General features: G+C 62.8%; 30 protein-coding genes. 17 read left to right on the top strand and 13 right to left on the bottom strand.

Going from position 1 to position 26,974, the window contains the following annotated elements; translation table 11 throughout:
* Positions 1–237: 237 nt before the first annotated feature.
* Together ACR30Z_RS18420 and ACR30Z_RS18415 are read left to right on the top strand one after the other, a co-directional pair.
* The gene (locus ACR30Z_RS18420) at positions 238–1,374 is read left to right on the top strand and encodes an LLM class flavin-dependent oxidoreductase (RefSeq protein WP_434374093.1); all 1,137 of its coding nucleotides are present in this window, start codon (positions 238–240) and stop codon (positions 1,372–1,374) included.
* Positions 1,375–1,415: 41 nt separating this feature from the next.
* Positions 1,416–1,853: a rhodanese-like domain-containing protein gene (locus tag ACR30Z_RS18415; RefSeq protein WP_055972450.1), complete on the top strand. Its 438-nt coding sequence runs from the start codon at positions 1,416–1,418 to the stop codon at positions 1,851–1,853.
* Here ACR30Z_RS18415 and ACR30Z_RS18410 read toward each other — a convergent pair.
* The 4 genes from ACR30Z_RS18410 to ACR30Z_RS18395 all read right to left on the bottom strand — a co-directional run bounded on the left by ACR30Z_RS18410 (position 1,817) and on the right by ACR30Z_RS18395 (position 6,391).
* Entirely contained in the window at positions 1,817–3,352 is a 1,536-nt protein-coding gene (locus tag ACR30Z_RS18410) for an MFS transporter (RefSeq protein WP_434374091.1), read from the bottom strand. The genes ACR30Z_RS18415 and ACR30Z_RS18410 overlap by 37 nt on opposite strands.
* Before the next feature lie 88 nt (positions 3,353–3,440).
* Positions 3,441–4,601 carry an LLM class flavin-dependent oxidoreductase gene (locus ACR30Z_RS18405; RefSeq protein WP_434374090.1) on the bottom strand — a complete coding sequence of 387 codons (1,161 nt, stop codon included), beginning with the start codon at positions 4,599–4,601 and terminating at the stop codon, positions 3,441–3,443.
* Between the two features lie 18 nt (positions 4,602–4,619).
* Positions 4,620–5,279, bottom strand: a complete 660-nt coding sequence (locus tag ACR30Z_RS18400; protein ID WP_434374088.1) for a methionine ABC transporter permease — start codon at positions 5,277–5,279, stop codon at positions 4,620–4,622.
* Positions 5,280–5,281: 2 nt separating this feature from the next.
* Positions 5,282–6,391, bottom strand: a complete 1,110-nt coding sequence (locus ACR30Z_RS18395; protein ID WP_434374086.1) for a methionine ABC transporter ATP-binding protein — start codon at positions 6,389–6,391, stop codon at positions 5,282–5,284.
* Between the two features lie 222 nt (positions 6,392–6,613).
* Between ACR30Z_RS18395 and ACR30Z_RS18390 the strand changes: the two genes are divergently transcribed.
* The 3 genes from ACR30Z_RS18390 to ACR30Z_RS18380 are packed head-to-tail and all read left to right on the top strand — an operon-like array spanning position 6,614 to position 9,456.
* Positions 6,614–7,498 (top strand): MetQ/NlpA family ABC transporter substrate-binding protein, encoded by an 885-nt coding sequence (locus ACR30Z_RS18390; RefSeq protein WP_434374084.1) that lies wholly within the window; start codon positions 6,614–6,616, stop codon positions 7,496–7,498.
* Positions 7,499–7,555: 57 nt separating this feature from the next.
* A complete protein-coding gene (locus ACR30Z_RS18385) occupies positions 7,556–8,920 on the top strand; it encodes an LLM class flavin-dependent oxidoreductase (RefSeq protein ID WP_434374082.1) in 1,365 nt (454 codons plus the stop codon).
* Entirely contained in the window at positions 8,917–9,456 is a 540-nt protein-coding gene (locus ACR30Z_RS18380; RefSeq protein WP_434374080.1) for a GNAT family N-acetyltransferase, read from the top strand. Before ACR30Z_RS18385 ends, ACR30Z_RS18380 begins: the two co-directional genes overlap by 4 nt.
* 108 nt (positions 9,457–9,564) lie before the next feature.
* On the opposite strand, the gene ACR30Z_RS18375 is transcribed toward ACR30Z_RS18380, so the two are convergent.
* Positions 9,565–9,900, bottom strand: a complete 336-nt coding sequence (locus ACR30Z_RS18375; RefSeq protein WP_144649462.1) for a carboxymuconolactone decarboxylase family protein — start codon at positions 9,898–9,900, stop codon at positions 9,565–9,567.
* A 132-nt stretch (positions 9,901–10,032) separates the two neighbouring features.
* On the opposite strand from ACR30Z_RS18375, the gene ACR30Z_RS18370 reads away from it, so the two are divergent.
* The 6 genes from ACR30Z_RS18370 to ACR30Z_RS18345 all read left to right on the top strand — a co-directional run bounded on the left by ACR30Z_RS18370 (position 10,033) and on the right by ACR30Z_RS18345 (position 14,340).
* Positions 10,033–10,932: a helix-turn-helix transcriptional regulator gene (locus ACR30Z_RS18370; RefSeq protein WP_434374078.1), complete on the top strand. Its 900-nt coding sequence runs from the start codon at positions 10,033–10,035 to the stop codon at positions 10,930–10,932.
* A gap of 2 nt (positions 10,933–10,934) precedes the next feature.
* The gene (locus ACR30Z_RS18365) at positions 10,935–11,921 is read left to right on the top strand and encodes an aldo/keto reductase (protein ID WP_434374076.1); all 987 of its coding nucleotides are present in this window, start codon (positions 10,935–10,937) and stop codon (positions 11,919–11,921) included.
* 102 nt (positions 11,922–12,023) lie between these two features.
* A complete protein-coding gene (locus ACR30Z_RS18360) occupies positions 12,024–12,329 on the top strand; it encodes an SDR family NAD(P)-dependent oxidoreductase (protein ID WP_434374074.1) in 306 nt (101 codons plus the stop codon).
* A gap of 287 nt (positions 12,330–12,616) precedes the next feature.
* Positions 12,617–12,787: a hypothetical protein gene (locus ACR30Z_RS18355; protein ID WP_018778796.1), complete on the top strand. Its 171-nt coding sequence runs from the start codon at positions 12,617–12,619 to the stop codon at positions 12,785–12,787.
* 239 nt (positions 12,788–13,026) lie between these two features.
* Complete coding sequence (locus ACR30Z_RS18350; protein WP_434374071.1) at positions 13,027–14,157, top strand: glycosyltransferase; 1,131 nt, start codon at positions 13,027–13,029, stop codon at positions 14,155–14,157.
* A 6-nt stretch (positions 14,158–14,163) separates the two neighbouring features.
* The gene (locus ACR30Z_RS18345; protein WP_167510448.1) at positions 14,164–14,340 is read left to right on the top strand and encodes a hypothetical protein; all 177 of its coding nucleotides are present in this window, start codon (positions 14,164–14,166) and stop codon (positions 14,338–14,340) included.
* Positions 14,341–14,407: 67 nt separating this feature from the next.
* Here the strand turns inward: ACR30Z_RS18345 and ACR30Z_RS18340 are convergent, their stop codons facing one another.
* Positions 14,408–15,652 (bottom strand): hypothetical protein, encoded by a 1,245-nt coding sequence (locus ACR30Z_RS18340; protein WP_434374069.1) that lies wholly within the window; start codon positions 15,650–15,652, stop codon positions 14,408–14,410.
* A 366-nt stretch (positions 15,653–16,018) separates the two neighbouring features.
* Here ACR30Z_RS18340 and ACR30Z_RS18335 point away from each other — a divergent pair, with 366 nt between their 5' ends.
* The gene (locus ACR30Z_RS18335) at positions 16,019–16,516 is read left to right on the top strand and encodes an NUDIX domain-containing protein (RefSeq protein ID WP_434374162.1); all 498 of its coding nucleotides are present in this window, start codon (positions 16,019–16,021) and stop codon (positions 16,514–16,516) included.
* A gap of 327 nt (positions 16,517–16,843) precedes the next feature.
* Here the strand turns inward: ACR30Z_RS18335 and ACR30Z_RS18330 are convergent, their stop codons facing one another.
* Genes ACR30Z_RS18330 through ACR30Z_RS18320 form a run of 3 tightly spaced genes read right to left on the bottom strand, consistent with a single transcriptional unit; the run spans position 16,844 to position 18,303 of the window.
* Positions 16,844–17,623 carry an alpha/beta fold hydrolase gene (locus ACR30Z_RS18330; protein WP_434374067.1) on the bottom strand — a complete coding sequence of 260 codons (780 nt, stop codon included), beginning with the start codon at positions 17,621–17,623 and terminating at the stop codon, positions 16,844–16,846.
* A 54-nt stretch (positions 17,624–17,677) separates the two neighbouring features.
* On the bottom strand, positions 17,678–17,869 hold the full coding sequence (locus tag ACR30Z_RS18325) for a helix-turn-helix transcriptional regulator (protein WP_144649454.1): 192 nt from the start codon (positions 17,867–17,869) through the stop codon (positions 17,678–17,680).
* Entirely contained in the window at positions 17,866–18,303 is a 438-nt protein-coding gene (locus tag ACR30Z_RS18320; protein ID WP_434374065.1) for a hypothetical protein, read from the bottom strand. Before ACR30Z_RS18320 ends, ACR30Z_RS18325 begins: the two co-directional genes overlap by 4 nt.
* Positions 18,304–18,461: 158 nt before the next feature.
* Here ACR30Z_RS18320 and ACR30Z_RS18315 point away from each other — a divergent pair, with 158 nt between their 5' ends.
* From ACR30Z_RS18315 to ACR30Z_RS18305, 3 genes are all read left to right on the top strand, one after another.
* On the top strand, positions 18,462–19,058 hold the full coding sequence (locus ACR30Z_RS18315; protein WP_434374064.1) for a helix-turn-helix domain-containing protein: 597 nt from the start codon (positions 18,462–18,464) through the stop codon (positions 19,056–19,058).
* A gap of 82 nt (positions 19,059–19,140) precedes the next feature.
* On the top strand, positions 19,141–19,671 hold the full coding sequence (locus tag ACR30Z_RS18310; RefSeq protein ID WP_434374062.1) for a VOC family protein: 531 nt from the start codon (positions 19,141–19,143) through the stop codon (positions 19,669–19,671).
* A 40-nt stretch (positions 19,672–19,711) separates the two neighbouring features.
* Positions 19,712–20,284: an MOSC domain-containing protein gene (locus tag ACR30Z_RS18305; protein WP_434374060.1), complete on the top strand. Its 573-nt coding sequence runs from the start codon at positions 19,712–19,714 to the stop codon at positions 20,282–20,284.
* Between the two features lie 27 nt (positions 20,285–20,311).
* On the opposite strand, the gene ACR30Z_RS18300 is transcribed toward ACR30Z_RS18305, so the two are convergent.
* From ACR30Z_RS18300 to ACR30Z_RS18285, 4 genes are all read right to left on the bottom strand, one after another.
* Positions 20,312–20,860, bottom strand: a complete 549-nt coding sequence (locus tag ACR30Z_RS18300; RefSeq protein ID WP_434374058.1) for a hypothetical protein — start codon at positions 20,858–20,860, stop codon at positions 20,312–20,314.
* A gap of 181 nt (positions 20,861–21,041) precedes the next feature.
* A complete protein-coding gene (locus ACR30Z_RS18295) occupies positions 21,042–23,012 on the bottom strand; it encodes an ABC transporter ATP-binding protein (protein ID WP_434374056.1) in 1,971 nt (656 codons plus the stop codon).
* Complete coding sequence (locus tag ACR30Z_RS18290) at positions 23,009–24,742, bottom strand: ABC transporter ATP-binding protein (RefSeq protein ID WP_434374054.1); 1,734 nt, start codon at positions 24,740–24,742, stop codon at positions 23,009–23,011. Before ACR30Z_RS18290 ends, ACR30Z_RS18295 begins: the two co-directional genes overlap by 4 nt.
* 81 nt (positions 24,743–24,823) lie before the next feature.
* Entirely contained in the window at positions 24,824–25,501 is a 678-nt protein-coding gene (locus tag ACR30Z_RS18285) for an FMN-dependent NADH-azoreductase (RefSeq protein ID WP_434374052.1), read from the bottom strand.
* Positions 25,502–25,635: 134 nt separating this feature from the next.
* Between ACR30Z_RS18285 and ACR30Z_RS18280 the strand changes: the two genes are divergently transcribed.
* The gene (locus ACR30Z_RS18280; RefSeq protein WP_144649437.1) at positions 25,636–26,052 is read left to right on the top strand and encodes a winged helix-turn-helix transcriptional regulator; all 417 of its coding nucleotides are present in this window, start codon (positions 25,636–25,638) and stop codon (positions 26,050–26,052) included.
* Between the two features lie 44 nt (positions 26,053–26,096).
* Positions 26,097–26,933, top strand: coding sequence for an alpha/beta fold hydrolase (locus tag ACR30Z_RS18275; RefSeq protein ID WP_434374049.1), 837 nt, complete (start codon positions 26,097–26,099; stop codon positions 26,931–26,933).
* The last annotated feature ends 41 nt before the right edge of the window (positions 26,934–26,974 follow it).

Genomic DNA, 26,974 nt, shown 5'->3' with positions numbered 1-26,974 from the left:
GCGAGAAAACGCTTTCCGCCAACAAGGTTTACCAGCGGTTCAACTCCCCGGTCAAGGGTTTGACAGGAAATGACTGTGCGACTTCGATGAGAAATGTTCACATTTGTACCGACCGCATTGTTGCGTTCGGAAGTTTTCCATGACGGTCCGTTGCTCCGGATTTCGCTGGATTTAGCCCGGTTGAGCGCGGTGACGGATGGGCTTTGGCCGGGGCACTGCGCTCCGTAGTGTCGTGCCATGCCGAAGCCTTCAGTTATTCCCCTGTCCGTCCTTGACCTGACTCCGGTCTCGGCCGGGCAGACCCCCGGCGAGGCACTGCGCAGCACGCTTGACCTCGCAGCTGCTGCCGAGGCTTCCGGCTACTCGCGCTACTGGTTGGCCGAGCACCACCTCAATACCGGCGTTGCTGGCTCTGCCCCACATATCCTTGCCGGTTTGGTGGCATCGGCCACCAAGACCATCCGCGTAGGGACTGCGGCCACCCTGCTGGGGAACTACAGGCCGCTTCAGATCGCAGAGAGCATAGGAACGCTCGCGGCAGTGTTCCCTGACCGCCTGGACCTGGGCTTTGGTCGCTCAGGTCCGCCCAAGTCGCCCAGCGAACCAGCACCAGGAGTGGTTCCCGCTGCGGAGGCCGTCAGTGATCGCGTGGTGGACGGTTTGCTGATCCCTTCACCACGCCCCATCTTCGGCGCTGTCCTGCCCAGGAAGTTCCGGTTGCAGGGTGAACTGCTGGGCCGCTTCCCCGGGGACACGGACAACTTCGAGAACGACGTCCAGGACATCATCGGGTTCTTCACGGGCCACTACCGAACGAAACACGGCGAGGAAGTCACGGCTACACCGGCTCTGGGACAGGCGCCGCAGTTCTGGGTCCACGGCTCAACAGCCGGGCCAAGCGCACGGTTAGCGGGAAAACTGGGCCTGCCCTTCGGTGCGAACTATCACGTTGCGCCTGCGGGCGTGCTGGACTCCATCGCCGAGTACCGCGCCCACTTCGAACCGTCCGCCATCTTGCAGGAACCGTACGTGATTGTCTCGGCAGACGTGTTGGTAGCCCCGGACGAACATCAAGCACAGCGACTCGCCCGCGGCTACGCCCAGTGGGTTTACGGTATCCGCAGCGGCCAGGGCGCCATCCCCTACCCCTCGCCGGACGATGCCCTGGATCTTCCTTTGGACGCGGAAGCCGAGGAACTGATCAAAGACCGCGTGGACACGAGGCTGGTGGGCGACCCCCACCAAGTCAGCGCCAAGCTGCGCACGTTGCAGCGCGTCACCGGCGCCCAGGAACTGCTCATCACCACCATTGCCCACGACCCCGCCGACCGGCAGAACTCCTACCAACTGCTCGCCGAGGCCTGGGGGCTCTAACTTTTCCGATTTTCCACCCACCACCTATCAAAGGGAGCATCATGTCCATCGAAACCACAGTCCAGGATTCAGTACAAGAAGACACCCAGCTGATCACCGCCGATGCCGCGGCCAAACTCATCGAAGAAGGCGCCCTCCTGATCGATGTCCGCAGCGAAGGCGGGCGCGCCAGCACCGGCGCAGTCCCCGGTGCCGTAGTAGTCAACCGCGAGCACGTTGAGGAAGACTTCAGCCCCGAATCCGCGCACCGCCTTGCCCAGGTCAGCGGCACCGACCAGAAAATCGTGGTGTTCTGCGGCTCCGTGAACGGTTCACGTCCCGTCGCGCAGAAGCTCAAAGTCCTCGGCTACGCCAACGCCGTCCACGTGGACGGCGGCTTCCCGGCACTCCGCGACGCCGGCGTCCCCACCACCGGGCCGACGGCCCCGCCGGCTCCCGTAGCTCAGGCGTCCACTGATTCGGTGGCTTCCGAACGCTGAGCACCGGCCGCCGTCGGACGTTCCGACGTAAGTGCTACCGCCGCCGTCGCGGTTTCCTTCCCGGAAGTCACGACGGCGGCACTTGCGTTTCTGCGGTCCCGCGCCTCGCGGAACCAGTCGAGTCCGCCGGCGAGCAAGGCGACGCCCAGCAGGACACAGCACATCACGATGCCTTGGTGGAAAGCATCCTTGGAGGCCTGGCCAGTGGCCGCTCCTTGGGCTTGCAGGAACATTCCCGCGGCGGCGGCTGAGCACAGTGCCGCCGCGAATCGTTGGCTGAGTTGGTAGAAACCTGCCGCCACTCCGGCCGTGCCGGCAGGTGCATGCGCAAGCGTGAGTGTCTGGTTCGGAGCAACCACCAGCCCGGTGGCCACACCTTGGGCAAGCCCGACGGCGGCTACCGCGAGAGCCGCTGTCCCGCCGTCGAGCATTTGCACGAAAAGGTCCTTGGCAATCAGGCAAGCCAGGCTGCCTACCAGTGCGTAGACGATTCCGGCGCGCCCGTACCGGGCTACGAAGCGCCAACTGAAGCTTGACGCCAACAACATCCCGGCTGCTTGCGGCGCGAGGATGGCTGCAGCTGCCAACGGCGCCATCCCTGTCCCGGAGAGGAAGTAGAAGGCGGTCACCGCGGCCATTCCGGCGCCGACGCCGAACTGGCAGAGCGCCACCACCGTGCCCAAGGTGTAGCCCTTGGATTTCACCAACGAGGCACTGAGCAACGGGGTTCGGCCGCGCCGGTGGTAGAGAATCTCCCAGCCGGCGAAAGCCAGCAGCGCGCCGGCCCCGATTGCCAGCGACGTCACGGCAATAATGCCCGCACCGTAGATCGTGGGAATGAGCGAGGCGATCACCACTCCGCCGAGCAGCAAGGCGCCGAAAACGTCTATCGAAGGTTTGCTGTTTTCGGACCATTTGGCCGAATGTGGCAGGAGCCTGAACGCAAGCGGCACGAGGATCAGCACCAGCGGAACATTCGCGAGGAACAGGATCCGCCATCCGATCGCGGGGTCGCCCACGGACAAGACAAGTCCGCCGATCAGCGGGCCACAGACCGCGGCGGAACCGCCGGCGGCAGCGTAGGCACCCAGCGCTTTCGCGCGGTCATGTCCCGAGTAGATGTCCTGCAGGAGGCCAAGCACTTGCGGATTCAGGGTGCCTGCGCCGAGACCTTGGAGGAGCCGCGCGATGATGACCAAAGATGGGTCCGAGGCCAGCCCACCCAACAAGCTCGACGCTCCGAAGACTGCAATACCCGCGATAAAGAGCGTGCGCCGTCCCACGATGTCTCCGAGCCTGCCCGCAGGAACCAACGCGACGCCGAACGCCAAGGAGTAACTGGCAAGGATCCATTGCACCGAGCCTGAGTCGGCATGCAGGGAAGCGGACATCGCGGGAACCGCAAGCACGAACATTGACTGGTCCAACAGCGTGATGAATCCTGCGCCGAGGCAAAGCCAGAGAGCGGAACGTTTAGCGTGATTTCCGTGGCCGGTCATGCGTTCCTTCCCGCCCCTCTTTGCCGTAGGTTGGGCCCGAAAACAACCAGCAATGGTTAAATTTGGGGCATGTGAATGTCAAAGCGGGTCAGGAAGCCACCGAAAGGACGCGTGCCCGGGCGGCGGCTTGGCCTGCCCGGAGTTCCCCGGCCGTCTTGCCGCGCTCCCGATGCTCAACTTCCTGCTTCAACTGCGGAATGACGTGCTGGCCGAACTCAAGGGCATCCGGGACGAAGTCGTAGCCACGGAGTCCGAAGATCTCAAACCCAAGCTCGTGATAGTCCAGGATCGCCTGGGTGACGGTGTCATAAGAGCCGACCAACGCCGTCGCGCTTCCTCCTCCCCCACCAGCGGCCTTGGCGAGGGCCGTCCACAAGGCGCGGTCGTGTTGATCGCCGCGCTCAGCCGCCGCCAGCAAGCGCTGGGTCCCGGCGGCCTCCGGCTTCTGGTTGTAGTGGCGAACAGGATCGATCACCTCACCCGCTGACCGCCGGGCCTGGAACGTCCCAAGGACGCCATGTGCCTTTTCCCACGCCAACTCATCGGTGGCAGCAACAATGGGCCGGAACGCGATCTGCCAGCGCAACGGCTCGGTCCTCCCGAGCGCAGCAGCCCGCGCAAGGATCTGCTCCTGCTGCGATGCGGCGTCGGCCAGCGGTTCACCGAACAGCGCATAGATATCCGCCTCGGCGGCGCCTACTGACCAGGCAGCCTCGGAAGACCCACCAAAGGAAATCCCCGGACGCTTTCCGGCAAAGGGCCCCAAACCAGAGGCAAAGTTTTCAAAGCGGTAGTGCTCGCTGTCCCAATCGAACGAGTCGCCGGACCACGCCCGCCGCACGATCTGCATGTACTCCTGCGTCCGGCCATAGCGGGCGTCCTTGGCCAGGTAATCTCCTTCGCGGGCCTGATCCGCTTGGCTGCCGCCGGTGATGAAGTGCACGGTCAACCGGCCTTGCGCGATGTGGTCCAGCGTCAGGAAGGACCGGGCTGCGAACGTCGGGTGCGAGACGTTGGGACGGTGCGCCAGGCGCAACTGGATTCGCTCAGTGTTCGCGGCCACCCACGCCGCGTGGACGGAAGGATCCTGCGTACTGGAGTTGTAGGCGAACAGGACGTGGTCCCAGTTGTTGTCCTCGTGGATCCTCGCAATCCTGGCAGCATATGCGGGGTCAAAGAAGGGCGTGGTGGCTGGCGAAGTCTCCGTGGAGTCGTTGCCGGCACCCATACCAAGGAATTCGATAGGCATAAGAAATCTCCAAAAGACTTAGCGGCGAAGGATGCGCTGGGCCAGGAAGTTGCCCAGCAACTGCGCGGCCTGGACCATGACAATGATGATCAGGACAGTCACCAACGTGACCTCCCAGTTGAACTGCTGGTAGCCGTACATGATGGCAAAGTTGCCCAGCCCACCGCCGCCGATGTACCCGGCCATGGCGGACATGTCCACGATCGCGATGATCATGAACGTGTAGCCCAGAATCAGCGGTGCCAGCGACTCGGGAATCACCACGGCCCACAGGATATGCAGCCGGCTGTCGCCCATGGCCCTGGCGGCTTCCACCACACCGGGATCGGAGGCCACCAGGTTTTGCTCGACCACGCGTCCGATCACCACACCGGCCATCAGCGCCATGGGCAGGATTGCCGCGGTGGTCCCGATGGTGGTGCCCATGACGATCAGCGTCAGTGGCGCGATCGCCGTGATGAAGATGATGAACGGGATGGGCCTGATGATGTTCACCAGGAAGTTCAGGAACGAAAACACGGTCTTGTTGGCGAACAGGTTTCCCGGCCTGGTGGCGTAGAGAGTGACGCCCAGTGCCAGCCCGGCCGCGCCGCTCAGCAGGACGGTGATGACCACCATGTAGATGGTCTGTTGGAATGATTCGCCCAGGACGGGCAGGAGGGTTGTCCAGTCGGTCATGGCTATTCTCCGGCGGTCGCGGGGACGGGGGCTCGAAGGTGCGGGACGGCACTTGCGGTGGGTGCCGCCGTCGGGATTTGGCGTTCGACGGCGGTGACGTCGCCGAGGTCGGCGAGCGCGGCGTCAATCGCGGCGGCGCTGCCCGTGAGTTCGTAGGTGAGGGTGCCGAGGATCTTGTTCTGGATCTCGGTGACACCCCCAAACACCACGCTGGATCCCACACCGTGGCGCTCGAAGGTCGCGGCGACCAGAGGCGTGGGTGCGGTTTCGGAGATGCCGATTGAAACAAGCAGCCCGGGATGCGCCGCGGAGAGCCGACTGACGGTATCGGGTTCCGGTGTGCCGTGCACGGCCGTGGAAACGAAGCGCTGGGTGGAGTCGCTTTGGGGGTCGGCGAACACCGAGTACGTCGGCCCGGCCTCCACCACGCGGCCCGATTCCATCATCACCACGGTGTCGCAGATTTCACGGACCACGTGCATTTCGTGGGTGATCACCACAACGGTGGTCCCGAGTTCTTTGTTGATGCGGCGGAGCAGGCGCAGGACGTCGCGGGTGGTTTCCGGGTCCAGGGCGCTGGTGGCTTCATCGGCGAGCAGGATGTCCGGTGCGTTAGCCAGCGCCCGGGCAATGCCCACACGCTGCTGTTGCCCGCCGGAAAGTCGCCGCGGGTAGGATCCGGCTTTGTCCGCGATACCCACGAACTCAAGAAGTTCATCCACGCGCGGCTTGATCTTGTCCTTGGGCCAGCCCGCCACCTTGAGTGGGTAGGCCACGTTGCCGGACACTGTGCGGGACTTCAGGAGGTTGAACTGCTGGAAGATCATGCCGATGCCAGCGCGGACTTTCCGCAGTTCACCCTCGGGGAGTGAGGAAATGTCCTGTCCCTTGACGAAAACCTGGCCCTCGGTGGGGCGTTCCAGGCCGTTGAGCAGGCGCACCAACGTGGATTTTCCGGCACCGGAGTAGCCAACAATGCCGACGACGGTTCCCTCTTCGATGTCCAGGGTGACGTCGTCGACGGCGCGCACAGCTTCGGTGCGTTGGGTGCGTTTGCTTCCTTGGACCGGGAACAGTTTGCTGACGCCGCGCAGCGAAACGATCGCGCTCACCGGAGCCTCCTTTGGGGGTTGATTGGATGCCCATTCCAGCAGCGCCCCAGCCGATGCATCGAACCCAATGACCCCCTGTGACCTGCGGTTTCTTTCCTTGACGGTGCGCGTCGGAGTGTTGCGAAAGCGTTCGTTTCTCACCGTGGCAACTGCCTAGCGTGAGGCAGGGGGAACACCCCGTACCTTCCATTCGCATCAATACCCTTTGTACGGAGAAGCATCATGAAGAACCGCTTGTTAGTTGCCGCCGTCGGCTTGGTTGCCGCCCTATCGCTCTCGGCTTGCGGGGGTGCGTCAAGTGGTTCGTCAACTTCCGCGAACACCAAGGTGGTGATCGGTGTGGACGACGGCGCCGAGGAGCACTGGACCCTCCTGAAGACCAAGCTGAAGGATCAGGGCATCGACCTTGAGGTCAAGAACTTCACCGACGGTGCCCAGATCAATACGGCCACCCAACAGGGCCAGGTGGACATCAACCTGTTCCAGCACCTGAAGTACTTGTCCCAGTTCAACGTGAACAGCAACGGCACGCTGGTTCCGGTGGGTGCCACCGCGGTGTACCCGTTGGCGCTGTACTCGGAGAAGTTCACGTCTGTGGAGGAACTGCCGGCCGACGCCGAGGTTGCCATCCCCAACAACCCCACTAATCAGGCGCGCGCCCTGCTGAACCTGCAGACCGCAGGGCTGCTCCAGCTCAAGGACGGCGGCAACTCGCTGTCCACTCCCGCTGAGATCACCTCAACCAAAATCAAGGTTGTCCCGGTGGACAGCAACCAGACGGTGAACGCGCTCAAGGGAACCACGGATGCCGCCGTCGTGAACAACACGCAGGCGCAGAAGGGCGGCCTGGGCGACGAGAAGATCATCTTCAAGGAAGACCTGAACTCGGAATCCCTGGCGCCGTACATCAACGGCTTCGTGGTGAAGGCTGACCGCAAGGACGATCCCACGTGGAAGAAGATCGTGGATGCGTACCACTCCCCTGAAGTTGAGGCTTCGGTGACCAAGCTCAACGACGGCAACCTGCAGTTCAAGGCTGACTGGACTGCGGCCAAGCTGCAGGAAGTCCTCACGGCCGAAGAAGAAGCGATCAAGAAGACCAAGTAGCTGTTGCAGGGTGCCCGTACCCAACGGGCACCCTGGAAACGTTTCAGGAACAGGCCCATGAACCAGACACTCACCCGTGAACGCCAGCAGATCCATTTCTTCGCCTACTTGGTGGGCACCGGCATCCATCTGGCTTCGTGGCGCCACGAAACAGCGTTCCCACAGGCCAGCATCGACTTCGCACACCAAGTGAAGCTCGCAAAAGCCGCGGAGGATGCCAAGCTGGATGCCATCTTCCTGGGCGACTCCCTCGCGATCGACGAGACTTCCAACCCCGGCATCCTCAATCGCTTCGACCCCATCGGCCTGGTCACGGCTCTTGGCGCAGTCACCAGCAACATCGGCCTCATCGCCACGTCCTCCACCTCCTATGACGAGCCCTTCAACTTTGCCCGTGCGGCCCTCACCGCGGACCACATCAGCGGCGGTCGCGTTGGCTGGAATATCGTCACCACCCGGGACCTCACCAACAGCACGGCAGGCAACTTCAGCGCTGAGGAGCACTTCGACCACAGCCTCCGGTACCGCCGGGCTGAAGAGTTCGTCGAGGTGACCCAGGGCCTGTGGAATTCGTGGGACAAGGGCGCTTTCCTCTACGACAAGGAAGCCGGTGCCTTCTTCGACCGCCACAAACTCAGTCGGGTGAACTACCAGGGTGAGTTCTTCAAGGTGGCCGGGCCGCTCAACATCGGGCCTTCGCCGCAGCACTCCCCCTTGCTCGCCCAAGCGGGTACTTCCGTGCCCGGCCAGAAACTCGGCGCGAGGTTCGCCAACGCCCTCTTCGCAAGCCATCCGGATATTCCGCAAGCCCGGAGCTACCGAGCATCGGTTCGTGCCCAGGCAGCGGCCTTCGGTCGGAATCCTGACGAGCTCTACGTCTACCAAGCCATCTCGCCCGTCGTCGCGGACAGCCGCGAAGAAGCCTTGGAGCGCATCCGTGAATTGGACGGCCTCATCACCGATCAACAGGTCCTGGACTTCCTGAAGGAATACTTCGCGGGTCCTACCGGCGAAGGCACGGTCGACTTCACCGGGCTCGGAGCGGACGCAACGGTAGCCCAATCCGGCATTCCCAGCATCACGCAGCCCCGTACCGATTTCCGCTCCGCCGGGGAACAGATCCGTGGCCGCGAGGACCAAGTCACTCTCAAGGACCTCTACTCGATCCTCACCGGCGACAAACGCAACCATGACTTCATCGGCACCCCACAGCACGTGGCCGATTCCTTGGAACGCTGGCACGCAGGGGGCGCCGCCGACGGCTTCAACCTGATGTTCTCCCTCCTGCCCCAGGATCTGGAGCGCTTCGCTTCCGGGGTCATTCCCTTGCTCCAAGAACGTGGCCTCGCCCGCACCGAGTACTCGGGAACCACGCTCAAATCTCACCTCGGACTCGATCCGCAGCAGAAAGGAAATCCATGACCACCACACCTAGCGTCGCCACCGGCACCTATGTGATCCGCCAGGCGCGTCACGCAGAGTACGACGCCGTGGGGCGGCTGACGTACCAAGGCTTCGGTCACCATCTTCCCGGAGCGCATCAACCGGACGACGAACGGCTCGAGCTCCTGCTGGACGCTGCCGCCAGGGCCCGCGAAGGTGTGCTGCTGGTGGCCGAGGACGTGGAAACCGGCCGCTTGGTGGGCACTGCCAGCCTTCTGCCGTTTGGTTCGCACCTCAGCCGGCAGGCCGAAGAAGGCGAGGTGGAGCTCAGGCTGTTGGCTGTGCTGCCGGATGCCCGCCGCGCGGGCCTTGGCCAAAAGCTCCTGGACGAATCCGCCCGCTTGGCCGCCGCCAGAGGTGCCGAGCGCGTGGTCCTGGACACCGCCGTCGACAATGAACCGTCCCAGCGCCTCTACCGTCGCCTGGGCTACGTCCGCCGGCCCGAGCGTGAAAAGGAACGGCCCGCGCCGAAGGTGCAACTGGTGGTCTACACGCTGGATTTGCCGTCGGCCTAAGGGAGCAGATACCTCAAAACCGTGAGATGCCGAGCTCGTTGCCGGACTTAAGTCCGGTGACCGGTACAACTTCCGCCGGCCCACGGCATCGAGTCTTTCCGAGGTCCGTCAGGCGTTCTCGATGACGTTCTTCAGCACGGTCGTTGCGCTCATACCGTTGGGCCAGCCAGCGTAGAACGCCAAGTGCAGCAGCGCTTCCTTGAGTTCTTCGTCGGTGACACCATTCTGGCGGGCAAAACCGAGGTGGAACTTCAGCTGGTCCATCTTGCCCATGGCGGTCAGCGCCGCGACTGTGATCAGGCTGCGATCTCTCTTGGACAGATCATCGCGTTCCCAGACTTCATCGAAGAGGACCCGGTCGGTATAGTGCACCAGGCCCGCGGCGAAGTCGCCGAATGTGTTCTTCCCGCCGCTCCAACCGGTGCTCCGCTCTTCGTTGCTCATAGTCTTTCTCCTCCGTCGTAATTGCTCGAATGCCTCCATTCCACCGCCACGGCGGCAGTGGAGGGAGTCTCCAGTGAAGGGTGTACCAGTGGGGACTCCCTCTGAGGCGGTGGCCGGAATAGCGTTGTCTGTATGAATACCAGGGACGAAGCACGCCAGTTCCTTATGTCCCGTCGGGCGAATATCAGCCCCGGGCAGGCCGGACTGGCGGTCTCAGGGCACCGTCGCGTCGCGGGCCTGAGACGGGGTGAGGTCGCGATGCTGGCGGGTGTGAGTCCGGAGTACTACGCCAAGATAGAGCGAGGCAACCTCCTCGGGGTGTCCGACTCCGTGCTGGAAGCGGTCGCCCGGGCCTTGCAGCTGGACGACGCCGAGCGTGAGCACCTTTTCGATCTCGCGCGGGCCGCGAATGGAGGCGCGCAGTCCGTGCGGCGGCGCAAGCCGAAGACGTGGGTTGCGAGGGAGAGCCTGACCCGTGCATTGGACGTGATCGTGAACGGCCCGGCGTTCGTACGCAACGGACGGATGGACATCTTGGCCACCAACGCTTTGGGTTGCGCCTTCTACGATGAAGTCTTCGACGGGCCTGGACAAGGGAACCTCGCCCGCTATTGCTTCCTCGATGAGCGTGCCAGGTCCTTCTACCCTGACTGGGAAGCAGCGGCTGACGTCACCGTGGCGATCCTGCGCACCGAAGCCGGTCACGACCCTCACGACAAGCATCTCCACGACCTTGTTGGAGAACTGTCCACCTGCAGCGATGCTTTCCGCACCCGGTGGGGTGCGCACAACGTCCGCCGTCATGGCTCGGGCACGAAGAACTTCCACCATCACGCGGTCGGCGATCTCACCCTCACGTATGAGGGTCTGGAGCTCACCGCCGAACCCGGCCTTTCATTCCTGATATACACCGCCGAGCCCGGTTCTCCGAGCGAACAGCAGTTGAAGCTGCTGGCGAGCCTCGCTGCCACGGAGACCGAGACGTACCCAAGACTTCCGGCGCTCACGGACACCTCCACTACGAAGGACTGATCATGCACACCAGAACACTCGGCCAGGGCCTGAAGGTCTCCGCACTCGGACTCGGCGCAATGGGCATGTCCCAGAGCTATGGTCCCAACCCGGGCAGCAGGGACGAGATGGTCGCCGTGCTGCGCTCGGCCGTCGACGAAGGGGTCACCTTCTTCGATACCGCAGAGGTCTACGGGCCCTACGTCAACGAGGAGCTGGTTGGTGAGGCTCTGGAGCCGATCCGCGACCAGATCGTCATCGCCACCAAGTTCGGTTGGGACATTCGCGACGGCAAGAGCGTCGGCCTCGACAGCCGGCCAGACCAGATTCGCCGCGTCGCAGAGGAATCGCTAAAGCGGCTGCGTACCGACGTGATCGACCTGTTCTACCAGCACCGGGTTGACCCCGCCGTGCCGATCGAGGACGTCGCCGGCACGATCGGCGAGCTCATAGCCGAGGGCAAAGTCAAGCACTTCGGCCTCTCTGAGGCCTCCGCGGACACAATCCGGCGTGCTCACGCAGTGCACCCAGTCACCGCTGTCCAGAGCGAATATTCGCTCTGGACCCGCGACCCCGAGGCCGAAGTGCTGCCTGCCCTTGCCGAGCTCGGCATCGGATTCGTACCGTTCAGCCCGCTCGGCAAGGGGTTCCTCACCGGCACCGTGGACACGTCCACCAGCTTCACCGAGGGGGACATCCGCTCCCGGGTGCCGCGTTTCGAGGCAGGGAATCTCGCGGCAAACCAGGCACTCGTCGACCACGTGAAGACGCTCGCAGCGGCGAAGGGCGCGACGCCCGGACAGATTGCCTTGGCCTGGCTGCTGATGCAGCAACCGTGGATCGTACCGATCCCGGGCACCCGCCGCACCGAGCGCATCCAAGAAAACGCGGCCGCAACGCAGGTCGCGCTGTCCGCCGATGAGCGCGCCGACCTCGACGCGATCGTCCGGAGCATAGGCGTCCACGGCGATCGGTACAACGCCCAGCACATGGGCTACGTCAACGGCTGACCAGCGGCGGCGTGGCCTGGACTGTCGTGGGGACGATGAGAGCCCTGCGCGCCGCATATCGGAGATTCCTCCAATGGAATGGTTCCCTAGGAAAGGAACATCATGACTACCTGGCTCATCACAGGCTGCTCCACCGGACTGGGCCGCGCACTTGCCCGGGCGGTCCTCGCGAAAAGCGATAACGCCGTCGTCACCGCCCGCGACACCTCCACCCTGCAGGACCTCGCCGCAGAATTCCCGACGACGGCACTCGCCGTGACGCTGGATGTCACCGTTCAGTCGCAGGTGGATGCGGCCGTGCAGCAGGCCGTGGAGCGCCTCGGCGGTGTGGATGTCCTGGTCAACAACGCCGGCTACGGCTACCGCGCCGAGATCGAGCTACTATTCTGCGTCCAAAGCGGCTCTTGAGGGATTGTCCGGCCCGCTGCACAAGGAACTGAAGCCGCTTGGAAGCTCAGCGGGCCGAGGTGGACCGGTGGCGGGAACTCACTGTCGGCACCGGTTACACGGAGTAATGAGCAGCGTGTAATCGGTCACACTTGGCCGGATTCGCTTGTCAATCGTGGTGGGCAGCATGAACCATGAATGAGGGAATTCGTTTCCCATACAAGCTGAATCAGCAATCCTCACCGACGAGGATGCGGCCCCTGCAAAGAAGCTTGGGGCTGATAACGGCCTGAGTGAAAGTACTGACAATGACGACACATACTGACTCCATCACGCTGAAAATCTGGGACAAGTCGGCCATCGACCACACCATCGATGCCGCCATCCAGTCCCTCTCACACCGCGCCGCCGCAGAAAACTGCGGAATCGCAGTGACCCTCAGCGGACCGAAAACCTTTACGGTCAGCCTGAGCCGCTAAGCAGCTCAAACTAGAAGCAAGAGGACGACGCCGGTACTTTCCGGCGTCGTCCTCTTGCGTTTAAGCGCGTCCCCGGACGCGTTCAACCGTCTGAGTGGTACTCAAGCCCTGTTCGTGGCGCCTCAGGGAAACCCTGAGCGAACCTTGAGATTTCCTTGACTGTTTCCGTGCCCTGATCTTGCGTTCGCGTTGGAACTCTATGTGAGTCAACACTTCAACGCTCGAACGGAGGGATCACAATGCTCACGGAAATCACGGTTCACGCAGACGCACCGGACACGGCTTCTGCACCTCGCGGATCCCACCGTGCCGCCGGCGGAGTGGTCACAGTCCTGGTCCCGGCACACAACGAGTCCGCTGGCATCACCGAGACTCTGGTCTCGCTGAACAACCAAACCCGCCGCCCGGACCGCGTCATTGTGGTGGCGGACAACTGCACCGACGACACCGAGACGCTTGCCCTTGCCCAGGGTGCGGAGGTCATCCGGACCGTCGGAAACAAGGACAAGAAGGCCGGCGCCCTCAACTTCGCCCTCAGCGAGCTCCTCCCTGACGCCGACCCCGAGGACCTGGTCCTGGTGCAGGATGCCGACTCGCAGCTCGCGCTCGATTTCATCGAGAACGCCACCCAGAACCTGCTGACCGACGAAATGCTTGGCGCCGTGGGTGGAGTCTTCAGCGGAGGTCCCGGCGGCGGTTTCGTCGGACACCTGCAGCGCAACGAATACGCCCGCTACGCCCGGGATGTGAAGCGCCTCCACGGCAAATGCCTGGTAGTCACCGGAACGGCCGCTCTCTTCCGGGTCAAGACGTTGCGGGACGTGGTGGCAGCGCGCTTGGAAGGCACGCTTCCCCCAGGCAACGGCAAGGGTGGCGTCTATGACACGTCAGTCCTGACCGAGGACAACGAGCTCTCCTTCGCCCTGTTGACGCTTGGATACCGCATCGCATCACCGTCCAACTGCACACTGGTCACCGAGGTCATGCCGACGTGGCGTGAACTGTGGGCCCAACGGCTCCGGTGGAAGCGCGGCGCCGTGGAGAACTGCGTGCAGTACGGGTGGACCAAAATCACCAGGCCGTACTGGGGACGCCAGTTCCTCTCCATGATCGGTGTCTTGGTGACCCTGGCCTACTTCGGCTCCATCATCTTCGCTTTGACCACCGGAATGGGCCTGAACCTTCAGCCATTCTGGATCGCCGTCACCGGCATCTTCGTCCTGGAACGCATCGTCACGGTGCGGTTCCGCGGCTGGAGGTACATGCTGCTGGCCGCAACCATGTACGAAACCGTCATCGATATCTTCCTCCAGGCCGTGCACGCAAAGGCCTACCTGGATGCAGCACTCAACCGCAAGAAAGTTTGGTAAACACCCATGTACAACAACCCAGTAGCTCCCCTCGCCGGTGCCACCGCAGCCGGATTGGGCTCAGGCACACTTGCAGCGACCGGAGCCGGGGACCTCTTCTGGTTCGCGTTGGCGGCCTTCGCCATGCTGGCCCTGGGCCTGGCCCTCAAGAGGATCGTCCCGGTCAGGGCACAGAAGAACTAACAAGCCCGCAGGTGTGTCGCTATTTCCCCCCAGCGCGACACAACTGCGGGTTTGTTGTTTCCTGTCCCTACGTGACCGGAGCCGTGCTGGCCGAGGTCTTGGCCACCGTGGTGTAGCCGGCTTTGGTGCCAGTGACCTTCACGCTCATGGTGTCCGCCTGGTCAGCGCTCACCAACACGTACGTTTTGGCTGTGGCACCCGTGATCGCCACCCCGGATCGGTACCACTGGTAGGTCAGGGTGGTCCCGGAGGTCCAGGTACCGGTGTTGGCTGTCAGCGTGGAGCCCACAGCCAGCGTCCCCGTGATGGTGGGAATGGGTGCCACCAGGGTTCCCGCTACCACTGTGGCCGTTGGAGCCGATTCCTTGGTGGTGGTGGCATAACCGGCTTTGGTTCCCGTCACCCGAACCGTCAGCTTGGTGCCTTGGTCTGCGGCGGCAAGAACACGAGTGGAGCCAGTAGCTCCGGAGATCGCCGCGCCATTCCGGTACCACTGGTACGTCAGGGCAGTACCTGTGGTCCAGGTTCCCGGAGCTGCTGTCAACGTTGAGCCGACCGCTGCCGTGCCTGCGACGGTGGGAGTCGGCGCTGTCAGTGGAATTCCGGGGACGAAGGAGAAATCGCGAATGGTGACGGTTTCGGGGGCAACATGTGCCGCATCTCCACCGCCCCCACCGGTCACCCAGAGGTTGAAGTGAATCTGTTCGTTCGCCGGTAGAGGCACCGTGGAGCCTTGGAGGACCGTCTTCTTCAACAGAGTCCCGCTATAACCCTCACCCGCAAACGTCTCAAAAGTGAGTTTGCCCGGTTCCCAGACCATCCTGTGCGTCAGGATTGGAGCATTCGTGACATCGAACGTGACCGTGTTGTTGCCCTGCCCGGGCGGTTTCGTGGCATCGAACCAGTAGCCATGGCCCTGGGTCACAGGCCAATTTTCACCGTAGGCAGCTCCGCCACCCCACGCCGATGCTTCGCAGAGGTCTATTTCTGTGTACCCCGGCTCCGCGGCGGGGTCGTACGTGAACAGGCAGCCCCACACCACTTCCTTCTGCAGTGCGCTGACATCCTTTTCAACCGTGGTGCTGTACGTTCCGTAGCCGAACCCTTCACGGGTGGACTGGAATTCGGCACCCTTCGGGGCGGAGCCCGTGGGATTGCTGATGGAGAGCTTAACGTACCCGTTGGCGTCGGGGCTGCTCACGTTGTTGGCGTCCCAACTCGCGTTGTACATGGGCGCTCCACCCCAGAATCGCTTCTGCCAGTTGAACCCTTTCCACGCAAAGCTGCCCACAGGGCCAGGATCCTCAGCCATTGGTGTTGTATCCGCGGCTTTTGACGGGCTCATGCCCGTGAACATCGATAAACCTACCGCCATAATGACGGCCAATCCCATTGCTTTTCTTCCCCCATGTGGAAGGAGCCTCACTGACAATGCCATAGCTGTGTCCTCCTGCTGATGCGCCCAGAATCGTCTCCGGCAATTACCGGAGACCGCAGTCACGTTCCACCCCCGAGGAACGTGCAACTCCTCGATTATCGATTAGTAAGTGACCTGCTGGAAGCGAAACGAACGAGCAAGATCGGTAATTCAACATCAATTGGATAACGGCGCTGCAAGGCGGAGTAGCCTTGACCTGTCCGTCCGATTCACCCGCAGCACCATCACCCGGGAGCACTCATCGCCATTCGCAGCGCAGGAATACTCCTTTACCGGCACACCTCGGCCGGGCCATTGGAACTGTGGATCGCCCACATGGGCGGGCCCTTCTGGGCTCGGAAGGACCAGCACGCCTGGTCCATTCCCAAGGGTGAATTCCCCGAAGATGAGGACGCGTTGGCAGCCGCGAAACGCGAATTCACAGAAGAAATCGGTTCCCCTCCCCCGCCCGCAGACTACGAATTGTTGGGTGTTTTCAAACAGCCTTCAGGCAAACTCATTACCGCTTTCGCCGCGGAGGCCGGCGACTTTCAGCCCGAGGAGATTGTCAGCAACACGTTCCCCATGGAATGGCCAAAGGGCTCAGGCACCATCAAGGATTTCCCGGAAATTGACGACGCCCGTTGGTTTGAGGAATCCGTAGCCCGGAACAAGCTCGTCAAAGGACAGCTGCCCATTGTGGACGCACTGGTCCGGCACCTTGGCGGGCAGGCCAACGACGGCGGCGCGAAGGACTGACCCGACACGCACCCCGGGCGCGGCTGCCCTGAAAAGCTGGTCGGCCGCCGTCGGACGCCACTGAGCATCCCGAGCGATTCACCACCTAGATGGCCTCCTCCAGAACTAAGTCTTGGTCGTTTTCACCACCTAATTTGGCGTGATTTGGACTAGGGGTGGGCTACTTGAGCACCTAGATGCCGTTTTCCGTGGATATCGTGTGGCCCGACCGAGTACTTCGATTGGGGAGAATCCATGGCTGATATTGACCTGTCGGGGCGGGCGTTCGCGACCACGCGTGCCGTCCTATGAGCTACACAGACGTCGAACATTCACCACGATTGGCAGCTAGCCGCTCTTCCTGGCGATGAATTGCCGGATCCACTCGACCGTCTGGGGGTGGTCCAAGTGCAGGCCATGCCCCGCGCCGGGTACCCGCACCAGAATCGAGCGAGGGATGTGCTCACGAAGGAGCAGGGCATTGGGCAACGGGGTGAGCCGGTCGTCCGTGCCGTGAAGGATCAGAGCAGGAGCCTTGATGGAGCCGAGTTGGCTCCAGGCATCGTGATCACGGCTGGCCTTGAAATGACGCGCTTTGGCCCAGGCCGAAGCGTGGGAATTGAAGAAGGTGTGCGTCGCTTCGGGATTGGCGCGGACCCACTCGGCATCGAAGAAGAGATCTTCCAGCCGGGCCATGTCGCCGCTGGCCAGGGCCGCCAAGGCGTCTTTGTCCGGTTGTACGCTGACGTCCGGCCACTTGCCTCCGCTCGTTGCCGCGAGGATCAGGGTCCGGACGGCCTGGGGATGATCGATGGCCAGCCACTGCCCGATTCGCCCGCCCATCGAGTGACCGTACACGTGTGCTAAATCCGCATTCGCCGCTTTGAGGACGGCGGCAGCATCCTCGGCAAGGAGTCTGGTGGTGTAGCGCTCGGCGTCGCCCTTCCCACTGCGTCCAGTCCCCCGGTGATCGAAGCGGATGACGCGGTAGGAGCGGGACAGAAGCTCCGCCGTCGGGCCCCAACCGTCCATTGCCGTGGCCTGTCCGGCGATCAGCAACAGTGGCTCGCCCTCGCCCGACTCGGTCCAGGCGAGTTCGGCGCCGTCGGGGGCGGTGGTGAAGTTCACCGTGACACTGTATCTTTGCCGTCCGCGGGGCGCTGCGGCGTGGAACACAGTGCGTCACTCTGCGACGAAAATGTCCTCAATGGCACAGTCGAAGGTCCGCGCAATGAGGAACGCCAGGGGAAGCGAGGGGTCAAACTTCTCCCGTTCGATGGATATCACCGTTTGGCGGGAAACGCCGAGCGCAGCCGCCAAGTCAGCTTGAGTCCAGTTGCGTCCGGCCCGGCGCTCGGCGAGGTTGTTCTTCACTTCAGAGCCCGGTAGCGGATGACCAGATACCGAACTCCCGCATCCACTGCACTCAATCCAATAAGGCCAAGAAGGACCGGAAGCGCATCAACCGTGAACCGTCCGATGACCAGCACCAGGACAGCAACCAGCACCGCGACCAGAATATCCAGGAACGCACCTGCTCCGGCTTGGCGCATCCACTGCAGCTCTACGCTTTGTTCGCCGTGGGCATCGCGGGCCACCGTGTGGTTCGATACGAAGACCTTGGCGCCCAGCGACATAGCCGGGTAGGCAGCGCAAAGAGCACCAATCCCGGCAGCGAGCCAGAAGTCACCGGGGTTCGATGCCCCGACCAGCACGGAAACCGCGATGGTCAGGATGGCGCCGAGGATGAAGGCGAGAACGTAGTGGTGGACCGGCGCACGTCGGGATGTAAAGGAAGCTTTACTCATAATGAAAAGTAAAGCACCCTTTACATCGGGAGGCAATGGCCTCGGATTTAGTCAATGTACTCGCCCTGCACACTAGGCTGGCGGTGATGTATGAGCAGAAATCCAGCTCGTCGCCGGCCATCAATTCCATATGGAGGGCCTATGTCGAAGAGCCAGACGTGTACACGGACCCAGCGAACGAGTTCTGGGGCCTGGCTTTCACTCGTCGCAAGGACTCCACGCTCCGAGCCGAGCTGATCGGCCCGTCGCTCCAGCCACGGCTTCTCCAGAGCGTCAAAGGCGACACGTACTGGGGCGTCGAATTCCGGGCCCATGTGGTCATCGGCGGCGCGTCGAAGGAAAACATCCTTGGGGAGACCGTGGATCTTGGGGTGGAGGGAGAGCTCTTCAATTTCCTCGGGCGGCGGTACGGCGTCCCGGAGTACGAAGGCCTGGAGGCCTTCGTAGGGCGTCTGCTCAACGACGGCGCAATCACCAGTCGCGACGACGTAAGCCGGTCCCTGGCTGGCGATGTGGGCGGATACTCGCCGCGCAGTTGGCAACGCCATATCCGTTGGGTCACGGGCCTCAGCCGGAAGCAGATCCAGCAGCTCGAACGCGCACGCGCCGCCTTCTTTCTGCTCCAGAGCGGATATTCCGCCAGCTCAGCCGCCGCAGCCGCCGGATACGCGGACCAAGCCCACATGACCCGCTCTCTGCGCCTGCTCCGAGCTGAAACTCCAGCGCAAATCATTGCCCGCCACATCGCGGGCTGAGTTGGCGTTTTTCTTCAAGCCACCCCGCACGAAAGATGGCTGACTTGTAGGTAACAACCACCGACTTCGAAGGGCCGTTATCATGAGCACTCCCAAAGCCCCGGGCGGCTACAACACCGTCAACTCCTTCATCATCACTGAGGATGCACCCGGAATGATCTCCTTCCTCACCACTGTCTTCGGTGCCCATGAAGTCCCCGAAGCTCACACGCTCGACGACGACGGCCTAATCCTTCATTCCGAACTCAAGGTAGGCGACTCCACAGTGATGGTGGCGGCCAGGAAACCGGACTGGCCATTCACTCCCAGCCTCTTGCAGGTGTATGTGCATGACATTGACGCGACGCTGGCAACTGCACAGGGCCTCGGGGCCACCGTGGTGACTACTCCAACCGAATTCTTCGGCGATCGCCTTTCGCGCCTCGTGGACCCATGGAGCAATCTGTGGTGGATCTATCAGCACAGCGGGGAAGCGCCTGAGTGGGATAACAGCGGCACTGACTGGGGCGAAATGAACACTGAGGAGGATACCGGTTGGACCCCAGAAACCACCCCGGAACTCGTGTACATTCACGACACCTTGCTCACCACGATGAAGGGTCTCGGGCGCTGAGGACGGTGCGCTCTTTGCCAGCTGGAGCTAGCGTTGAGTGATGACCGCTGACTACAGGTACGACGTCGAGGTGCTGCACCTTTTGGTGTCACCGGCACATGCCTACTTTGGCCGTGCCCGGGAAGGGGCGGCCGACGTGCCCACCACAGATGCCGATCAGGCCGAGTTGGTGGCTGGCAAGGGAATTGTCGGCGACAGGTTCTTCGGCAAGGCGGCGCACATGGATGCCGCCGTGACCTTGTTCGCGGTGGAAGCCCTGGAATCCATCGCCGCCGAGCTGGGAGCCGGCCCGTTTGATCCGCTCCTGACGCGCCGAAACGTTGTGCTGAGGGGTGTTGAGTTGGCTCCCCTGCTCGGGCACGAGTTCACCCTGGAATCCGGGGACGACTCCGTCAGGCTGAAGGCCGGCCGGCCCGCTCACCCCTGCGCCTGGATGGATGAAATGCTCGCTCCGGGGGCACACAAGGCGATGCGTGGGCGTGGCGGTGTCAGGTGCCAGGTGATCGCCGGCGGCGTGCTGCATCGCGGACCGGCGGTGTTGCTCAGCCCTGTGCCGCTTGACCCTGCAAAGGCCGGAGACGCCAACGTGCTGCGGCCATCAAGGTTGCCTTAGTCCCGCTGCGTCCAAACTCACGGAGGGTCAGGGAGCGGACCGCCTGCCGTGTTTCATTTCCACCGCGGCTTGGAATGCATCCAGTCGTCGGGTTGCCTCAGCGACGACGACGTCACGGTTCGAGTGGAGCCACGTCGCAGCACCGGCCTCGTCCGCGAACAACCCGTCGTCCTGTGCGTCCCGGCTCTGCTCAATGACGAATCTCCACAGTGGTCCACGCGGGATCTCTGCTTGAGCCAGACTGGCACCTTTGAGCAAGGTGGTATCCGCTTCCCGCTCATTGCCCAGCCTCTCTGCTGAGGCGAGCCATGTGGGCAGATGATCAACACTTTGGCGTGCTGGCAGTATCCTCCGCCCGAGCATGTCGTCCCGCCCGGACACATCTCGAAGGAACCCGCCTTGCTCCCCGGCAACCAGCGAGCCATCCGCTGTGCAGGGCACTACCACCACGTCCAACAGCCAACCGCGCCAGCTCTCATCCACCCAAAGTTGCCTCAGCAGAGCTGTTGGCACCGGCAGTGAGCGAATCATCCAATCCTGGACTTGCTCGGCGCATTCCCGTTCATGGGTTGTCATCCACTCGACAAAAGCTCTCAGATCTGCGGATCTTACATACGGCGCCGACATTTCCAGGCGAGCAATAGATTCTGACCCTTTTAGTACGCGGGGGAATTCAAATTCAACCCGCTCAGGTTGATGGGAGGGCCTACGCAGTCCAAAGAGGGTCAGGAAGCCACATGCCCCGCAACCGGAAAGCTCAAACTTCTTCCGCCGCCGGCGCCGCGAATTGGGCCTCGTACAGCCGGGAGTACGCCCCGCCGACTGCCAGCAGCTCCAAGTGGGTTCCCTGCTCCACGATCTGCCCGGCCTCCATCACCAGGATGAGGTCCGCGTCCCGGATAGTGGAGAGCCTGTGGGCAATCACAAAGCTGGTCCTGTCGGATCGCAGGGCGTTCATGGCTTTCTGCACCAACACCTCGGTGCGGGTGTCCACGGAGCTGGTCGCTTCGTCCAGGATCAGCACCGATGGCCGGGACAGGAAAGCCCGGGCAATGGTCAGCAGCTGCTTCTCACCGGCTGAGACGTTTCCGCCTTCGTCATCCAGCAGGGTGTCGTAGCCCTCCGGGAGCGAGCGAACAAAACGGTCCACGTAGGTCGCCTGCGCCGCTTCAATGATTTCTTCCTCGGAAGCAGTGGGCCGACCGTACGCGATGTTGTCGCGGATGGTCCCGCCGAACAGCCATGTGTCCTGAAGGACCATCCCCATCCGCGAGCGCAGTTCCTGCCGCGAAAGTGAGGCGATGTCCACGCCGTCCAGCGTGATGCGCCCGGAATCCAACTCGTAGAAGCGCATCATCAGGTTCACCAGGGTGGTCTTGCCCGCACCTGTGGGCCCAACGATCGCAATGCTTTGCCCGGGCTCCGCGACCAAACTGAGGTCCGTAATCAGCGGCTTGTCCGGCGTGTACCGGAACGACACATTCTCGAACACGAGCCGCCCGCGTGAAGGGCCGGAAGCAGAAGCAGCGGGCTCCTCCGATTCTTCCTCCTCGTCCAGCAAATCAAACACACGCTCGGCCGACGCTACGCCGGATTGCAGCATGTTGGCCATGGACCCGAGCTGCGCCAGCGGCATGGTGAATTGCCGCGAGTACTGGATGAAGGCCTGGACATCACCAAGCTGCATGGAACCGGAGGCCACCTGCAAACCGCCCACCACGGCGATTCCCACGTAGACCAGGTTCCCGATGAACGTCATGGCGGGCATGATCAAGCCGCTCACGAACTGCGCACCGAAGCTCGCCTGGTACAACTCCGAGTTCTTCGCGCGGAACTTCTCCTGCACCTCATTTTGCCGTCCAAAGACCTTCACCAGCGCGTGCCCGGTGTAGGTTTCCTCGATTTGGCCGTTGAGTTCGCCGGTGTTCTTCCATTGCGCCACGAACAGCTTCTGCGAGCGCTTGGCGATCAGCAGCGTGGTCCCCAGCGTCAACGGGATGGTCACCAGGGCGATCAAGGCAAGGAGCGGCGAGAGCAGGAACATCATCACCAGCACACCCAGTACCGTCAGCAGGGACGACACCACCTGGCTGATGGACTGCTGGAGGCTTTGGGAGATGTTGTCGACGTCGTTCGTCACCCGGCTGAGCAGCTCACCGCGCTGGATGGAGTCGAAATAGCGCAGGGGCAGCCGATGGATTTTCGCTTCGATCCGATGGCGCAGCCGGTAGACGGTCCGCTGCACGACGCCGTTGAGCACGTACGCCTGCATCCAACCGAACGCTGAGGCCAGGACATACAGGGCCAGCGCCCACAGGAGGACGGAGGACAGCGCACCGAAGTCGATTCCGACGCCGGGTGTCAGGGTCATGGCGCCCAGCATGTCCGCTTTGCTGTCGTCGCCGGAGGCGCGCAGGCCTGCGATCACGTCGGCTTTGGAAACCCCTGCGGGCAGTTGTTTGGAGACGACGCCGGCGAAGATCAGGTTGGTGCCCTCCCCCAGGAGCCTGGGCCCAATCACGGACAAAGCCACACTGACCACGGCAAACACCAGCACCAGGGTCAGCCAGAACCGTTCCGGCCGAAGCGTTCCCAACAACCTGCGGGCAGAGGCACCAAAGTTGGACGCCTTCTCCGCCGGGATGTTCATCCCCGCGAACGGCCCACCCCGGCCAGGTCCCATCGCCGGCCGCTGGGGTCCACGCGGACCGGCTGATACGGCGCTCATGCTGCTTCCTCAGCCGCGAGCTGGGAGGACACAATCTCCCGATACGTTTCGGAAGTCTCCAACAGCTCATGGTGCGTTCCCTGCCCAACGATCCTGCCGTCGTCGAGCACCAGGATCCGGTCTGCGTCGGCGATGCTGGACACACGCTGGGCGATGATCACCAAGGTGGCGCCGTTGGTGTGGCGCTTGAGGGCTTGCCGGAGCCGGGCGTCAGTGGCGGTATCCAGTGAGGAGAAGGAATCGTCGAAGATGTAGAGTTCCGGCTGCTTCACCAGCGCCCGCGCAATGGCGAGCCTCTGCCGCTGCCCGCCCGAAACGTTGGTGCCCCCTTGGGAGATCACGGCGTCCAGGCCGCCCTCCATCTCCCGCACAAAATCATCCGCCTGGGCCACGCGGAGCGCTTGCCACAGTTCGTCCTCAGTGGCGTCGGGTTTGCCGTATTGAAGGTTGCTGCGAACCGTGCCGGAGAACAGGTACGGCCGCTGCGGCACCAAGCCAATGTGCCCCCACAACAGGTCGGGGTGCAGGTCGCGGACGTCCACACCGTCCATCCGCACGGACCCGCTGGTGGCGTCGAACAGTCTGGGCATCAGGTTCACCAGCGTGGTTTTGCCGGCGCCGGTACTGCCAATGATCGCGGTGGTTTGCCCGGCCTTCGCGGTGAACGTGACGCCGCTCAGGACCGGCTGCTCCGCACCCGGGTAGGCGAATCCGACGTCGCGCATCTCCAACTCGCCACGGCGGATCCCGCCTGTGACAGGGTTCGACGGCGGCTGCACGCTTGAGTCGGTGTCCAGCACCTCGCCGATTCGGTCGGCAGAGACGGACGCGCGGGGGATCATCACGGCCATGAACGTTGCCATCATGACGGACATGAGGATCTGCATCAGGTAGCTCAGGAAGGCGATCAGTGTGCCCACCTGCATGGAGCCGTCCTCGATCCTGAAGGATCCGAACCAGATGACCGCCACGCTGGAAACGTTCATCACCAACATGACCACAGGGAACATGAGCGCCATCAGACGCCCTGCCCTTAGCGCGACGTCAGTGACGTCGTCGTTCGCTTTACCGAACCGGGTGGCTTCCATGTCCTCCCGGACGAACGCCCGCACCACGCGGATACCGGTGAGTTGTTCGCGGAGGACGCGGTTCACGGCGTCGATGCGGACCTGCATCTTCCGGAACAGCGGCACCATCCGCGTCACGATCAGCCCCACGGCCACCAGCAGCACCGGCACGCAGACCGCGATCAGCCAGGACAACTGTGCATCCTGCCGCACGGCCATGATCACGCCACCAATACTGAGCATGGGCGCCGCGACCATCAGCGTGCAGGACATGAGGACCAGCTGCTGCACCTGTTGGACGTCGTTGGTGGAACGGGTGATCAGCGACGGTGCCCCGAACCTGGTGACTTCCTGCTCCGAAAACTCGCCCACCCTGCTGAAAATGGCGTCGCGCACGTCCCGGCCCATCCCCATTGCGGCTTTGGCGCCGAAGTACACGGCCACCACTGCGCACGCGATCTGCAGCAGGGTGATCAGCAGCATGAGCCCGCCCATGCGCAGGATGTAGTCCGTATCCCCGGTGGCGACGCCGTGATCGATGATGTCGGCATTGAGCGTCGGCAGGTACAGCGAAGCGATGGACTGCGCCAGCTGGAAAACGACGACGGCGATCAGCAGCCGCTGATGCGGCCGCAGGAACCGAACAAGAACCTTCCACAGCATGGGAACTCCAAGCAGACACCGTGTGAACCGAAGGCCAGTTTACGTCTGGTTGCTGCGGGCAACTAGAGAATTGCGGGTGTTTTAGTCGGTCACCAACTGCTGCTTTCCTGTAGCACTAAGCTTCCCCGTAAACAGCAGTGCCGCGTCACTCAGCTCCGTTTCGGCAAACTGCCGAGTGCCGTCCACATCACCGTTGAGGACGGTGGGCGCGAAGCGGACATGCGTTGCATCTTCAATGCCAACAAAGTTCAACCAGTCGGCAAAGTAGGTGCTGCTGAAGTCGGAACCGAAAGCTGCCGGAACGCCGGGAGCGTAAACGCCGCTGGTGTGGACGGCCAGGGCATGTTTGCCCTCCATCAGCCCGCGGTAGCCCTGTTGCGGATCGAACCCAAAGCTCCACCCGGGCTGGGTGATGATGTCGATCCACTGCTTCAGGACGTACGGCACACCGGAGTTCCACATGGGGATGTTGAAGACGTAGGCGTCTGCGGCGGCGAACTGGTCGAACACGGCACGGGCTGATTCCCAAGCTGCAACCTGTTCGGGCGTCTGGTCCTGGCCGGTAAAGACGGCCATCTTCGCGGAGGCGGCGATCCGACCGAAGGCCGGCAGCGCACCGTCGTCGAACAAGTTCACGGTCTCCAGTTCGAACGTCTCTGGGGCGGCGGCCTGCACGGAGTCGATGAAGTGCCGGGCCAGCCGCAACGAGTCACTGTTGGAATAGCGGGGTGAGGCGTTGATATGGAGGATGGAGGGCATGGGATTCCTTTCAGGCGGTTCGGGGGCGATGCGCCCCTAAAACCACCCTCGCCCGGACGCCCCGCCCGGCGTAAGAACGCACTTACTTGTGCCTAGGGAACCTCTAAGTGCCTGCCACCGGCAATGATGGATGCATGACACTCACTGCTGAACAGAACCGCCGGAAAGCACAGCACCGCTACAACGCTTCCCTGGAACTCTGCCCGGCGCGCCAACTGCTGGAGGCCATCAGCAGCAAATGGGTGACGCTGGTGATGCTCGCCCTTGAGGAGGGGCCGCAGCGGCACAGTGATTTACGCAGGCAGATCCCGGGAGCCAGCCAGAAGATGCTGACGTCCACGCTGCGTTCCCTGGAACGCGACGGCCTGATTGGGCGGGAGGTCACCGCGTCCGTTCCGGTCCGGACCGACTATGAACTCACCCGCCGTGGACGATCCCTCCTTCCGATCATCTTCGACATGAAGGAGTGGGCAGAGGACAATATGGACGCCGTTGCTGCTTCCCGGCAGCAACATGACAGGGACCGTGCCGCCGCCGTAGCCGGACAGTAGGGTGGAATGGTTCGAGTAGATAACGCATCGAAGGGACCTGAGTTTTGGCTTACATCACTGTCGGAAACGAAAACAGCACTGAGATCGAGCTTTACTACGAGGACCATGGGAGCGGCCAGGCGGTGGTCCTGATCCACGGCTACCCGTTGGATGGCTCGTCCTGGGAGAAGCAGACCGCGGCCCTGCTCGACGCCGGTTACCGCGTGATCACTTATGATCGCCGTGGTTTCGGCAAATCCAGCCAGCCCACGGAGGGCTACGACTACGACACCTTCGCCGCTGACCTGAAGACCGTGCTGGAAACCCTGGATCTGAACGACGCCGTCCTGGTGGGCTTCTCCATGGGCACCGGAGAAGTGGCACGCTACATCAGCACGTATGGTTCGGCCCGCGTTGCCAAGGCTGTGTTCCTTGGCTCCCTGGAACCGTTCCTGCTGAAGACAGATGACAACCCGGACGGTGTCCCGCAGGACGTGTTCGACGGGCTTCTGTCCGCCGTCAAAGCAGACCGCTACGCCTTCTTCACCGACTTCTTCAAGAACTTCTACAACAGCGACACTTTTCTGGGCACCGAACGTCTCAGCCAGGAATCCGTGGACGCCAGCTGGAACCTCGCCAGCAAGTCCGGCGCCTTTGCATCGGTAGCTGCCCAGCCCACCTGGCTCACGGACTTCCGCGCCGACATCCCCAAGATCGATGTTCCGGCCCTGATCGTCCATGGCACGGCCGACAACATCCTGCCCATCGATGTCACGGGTCGCCGCTTCAAGGACGCCCTCCCCAGCGCTGAGTACCTGGAAATCGAGGGCGCTCCGCACGGACTGCTCTGGACGCACGGCGCCGAAATCAACAACGCCTTGCTGGGCTTCCTCAAGAAGTAGCCGCTCCACAGGCGAGGGTCCCGACGCACGGTCGTACCGGC

The sequence above is a fragment of the Paenarthrobacter sp. FR1 genome (assembly GCF_051106045.1).
Taxonomy (GTDB): domain Bacteria; phylum Actinomycetota; class Actinomycetes; order Actinomycetales; family Micrococcaceae; genus Arthrobacter; species Arthrobacter nitroguajacolicus_A.
This window is presented reverse-complemented; position numbering and strand designations above follow the sequence as displayed.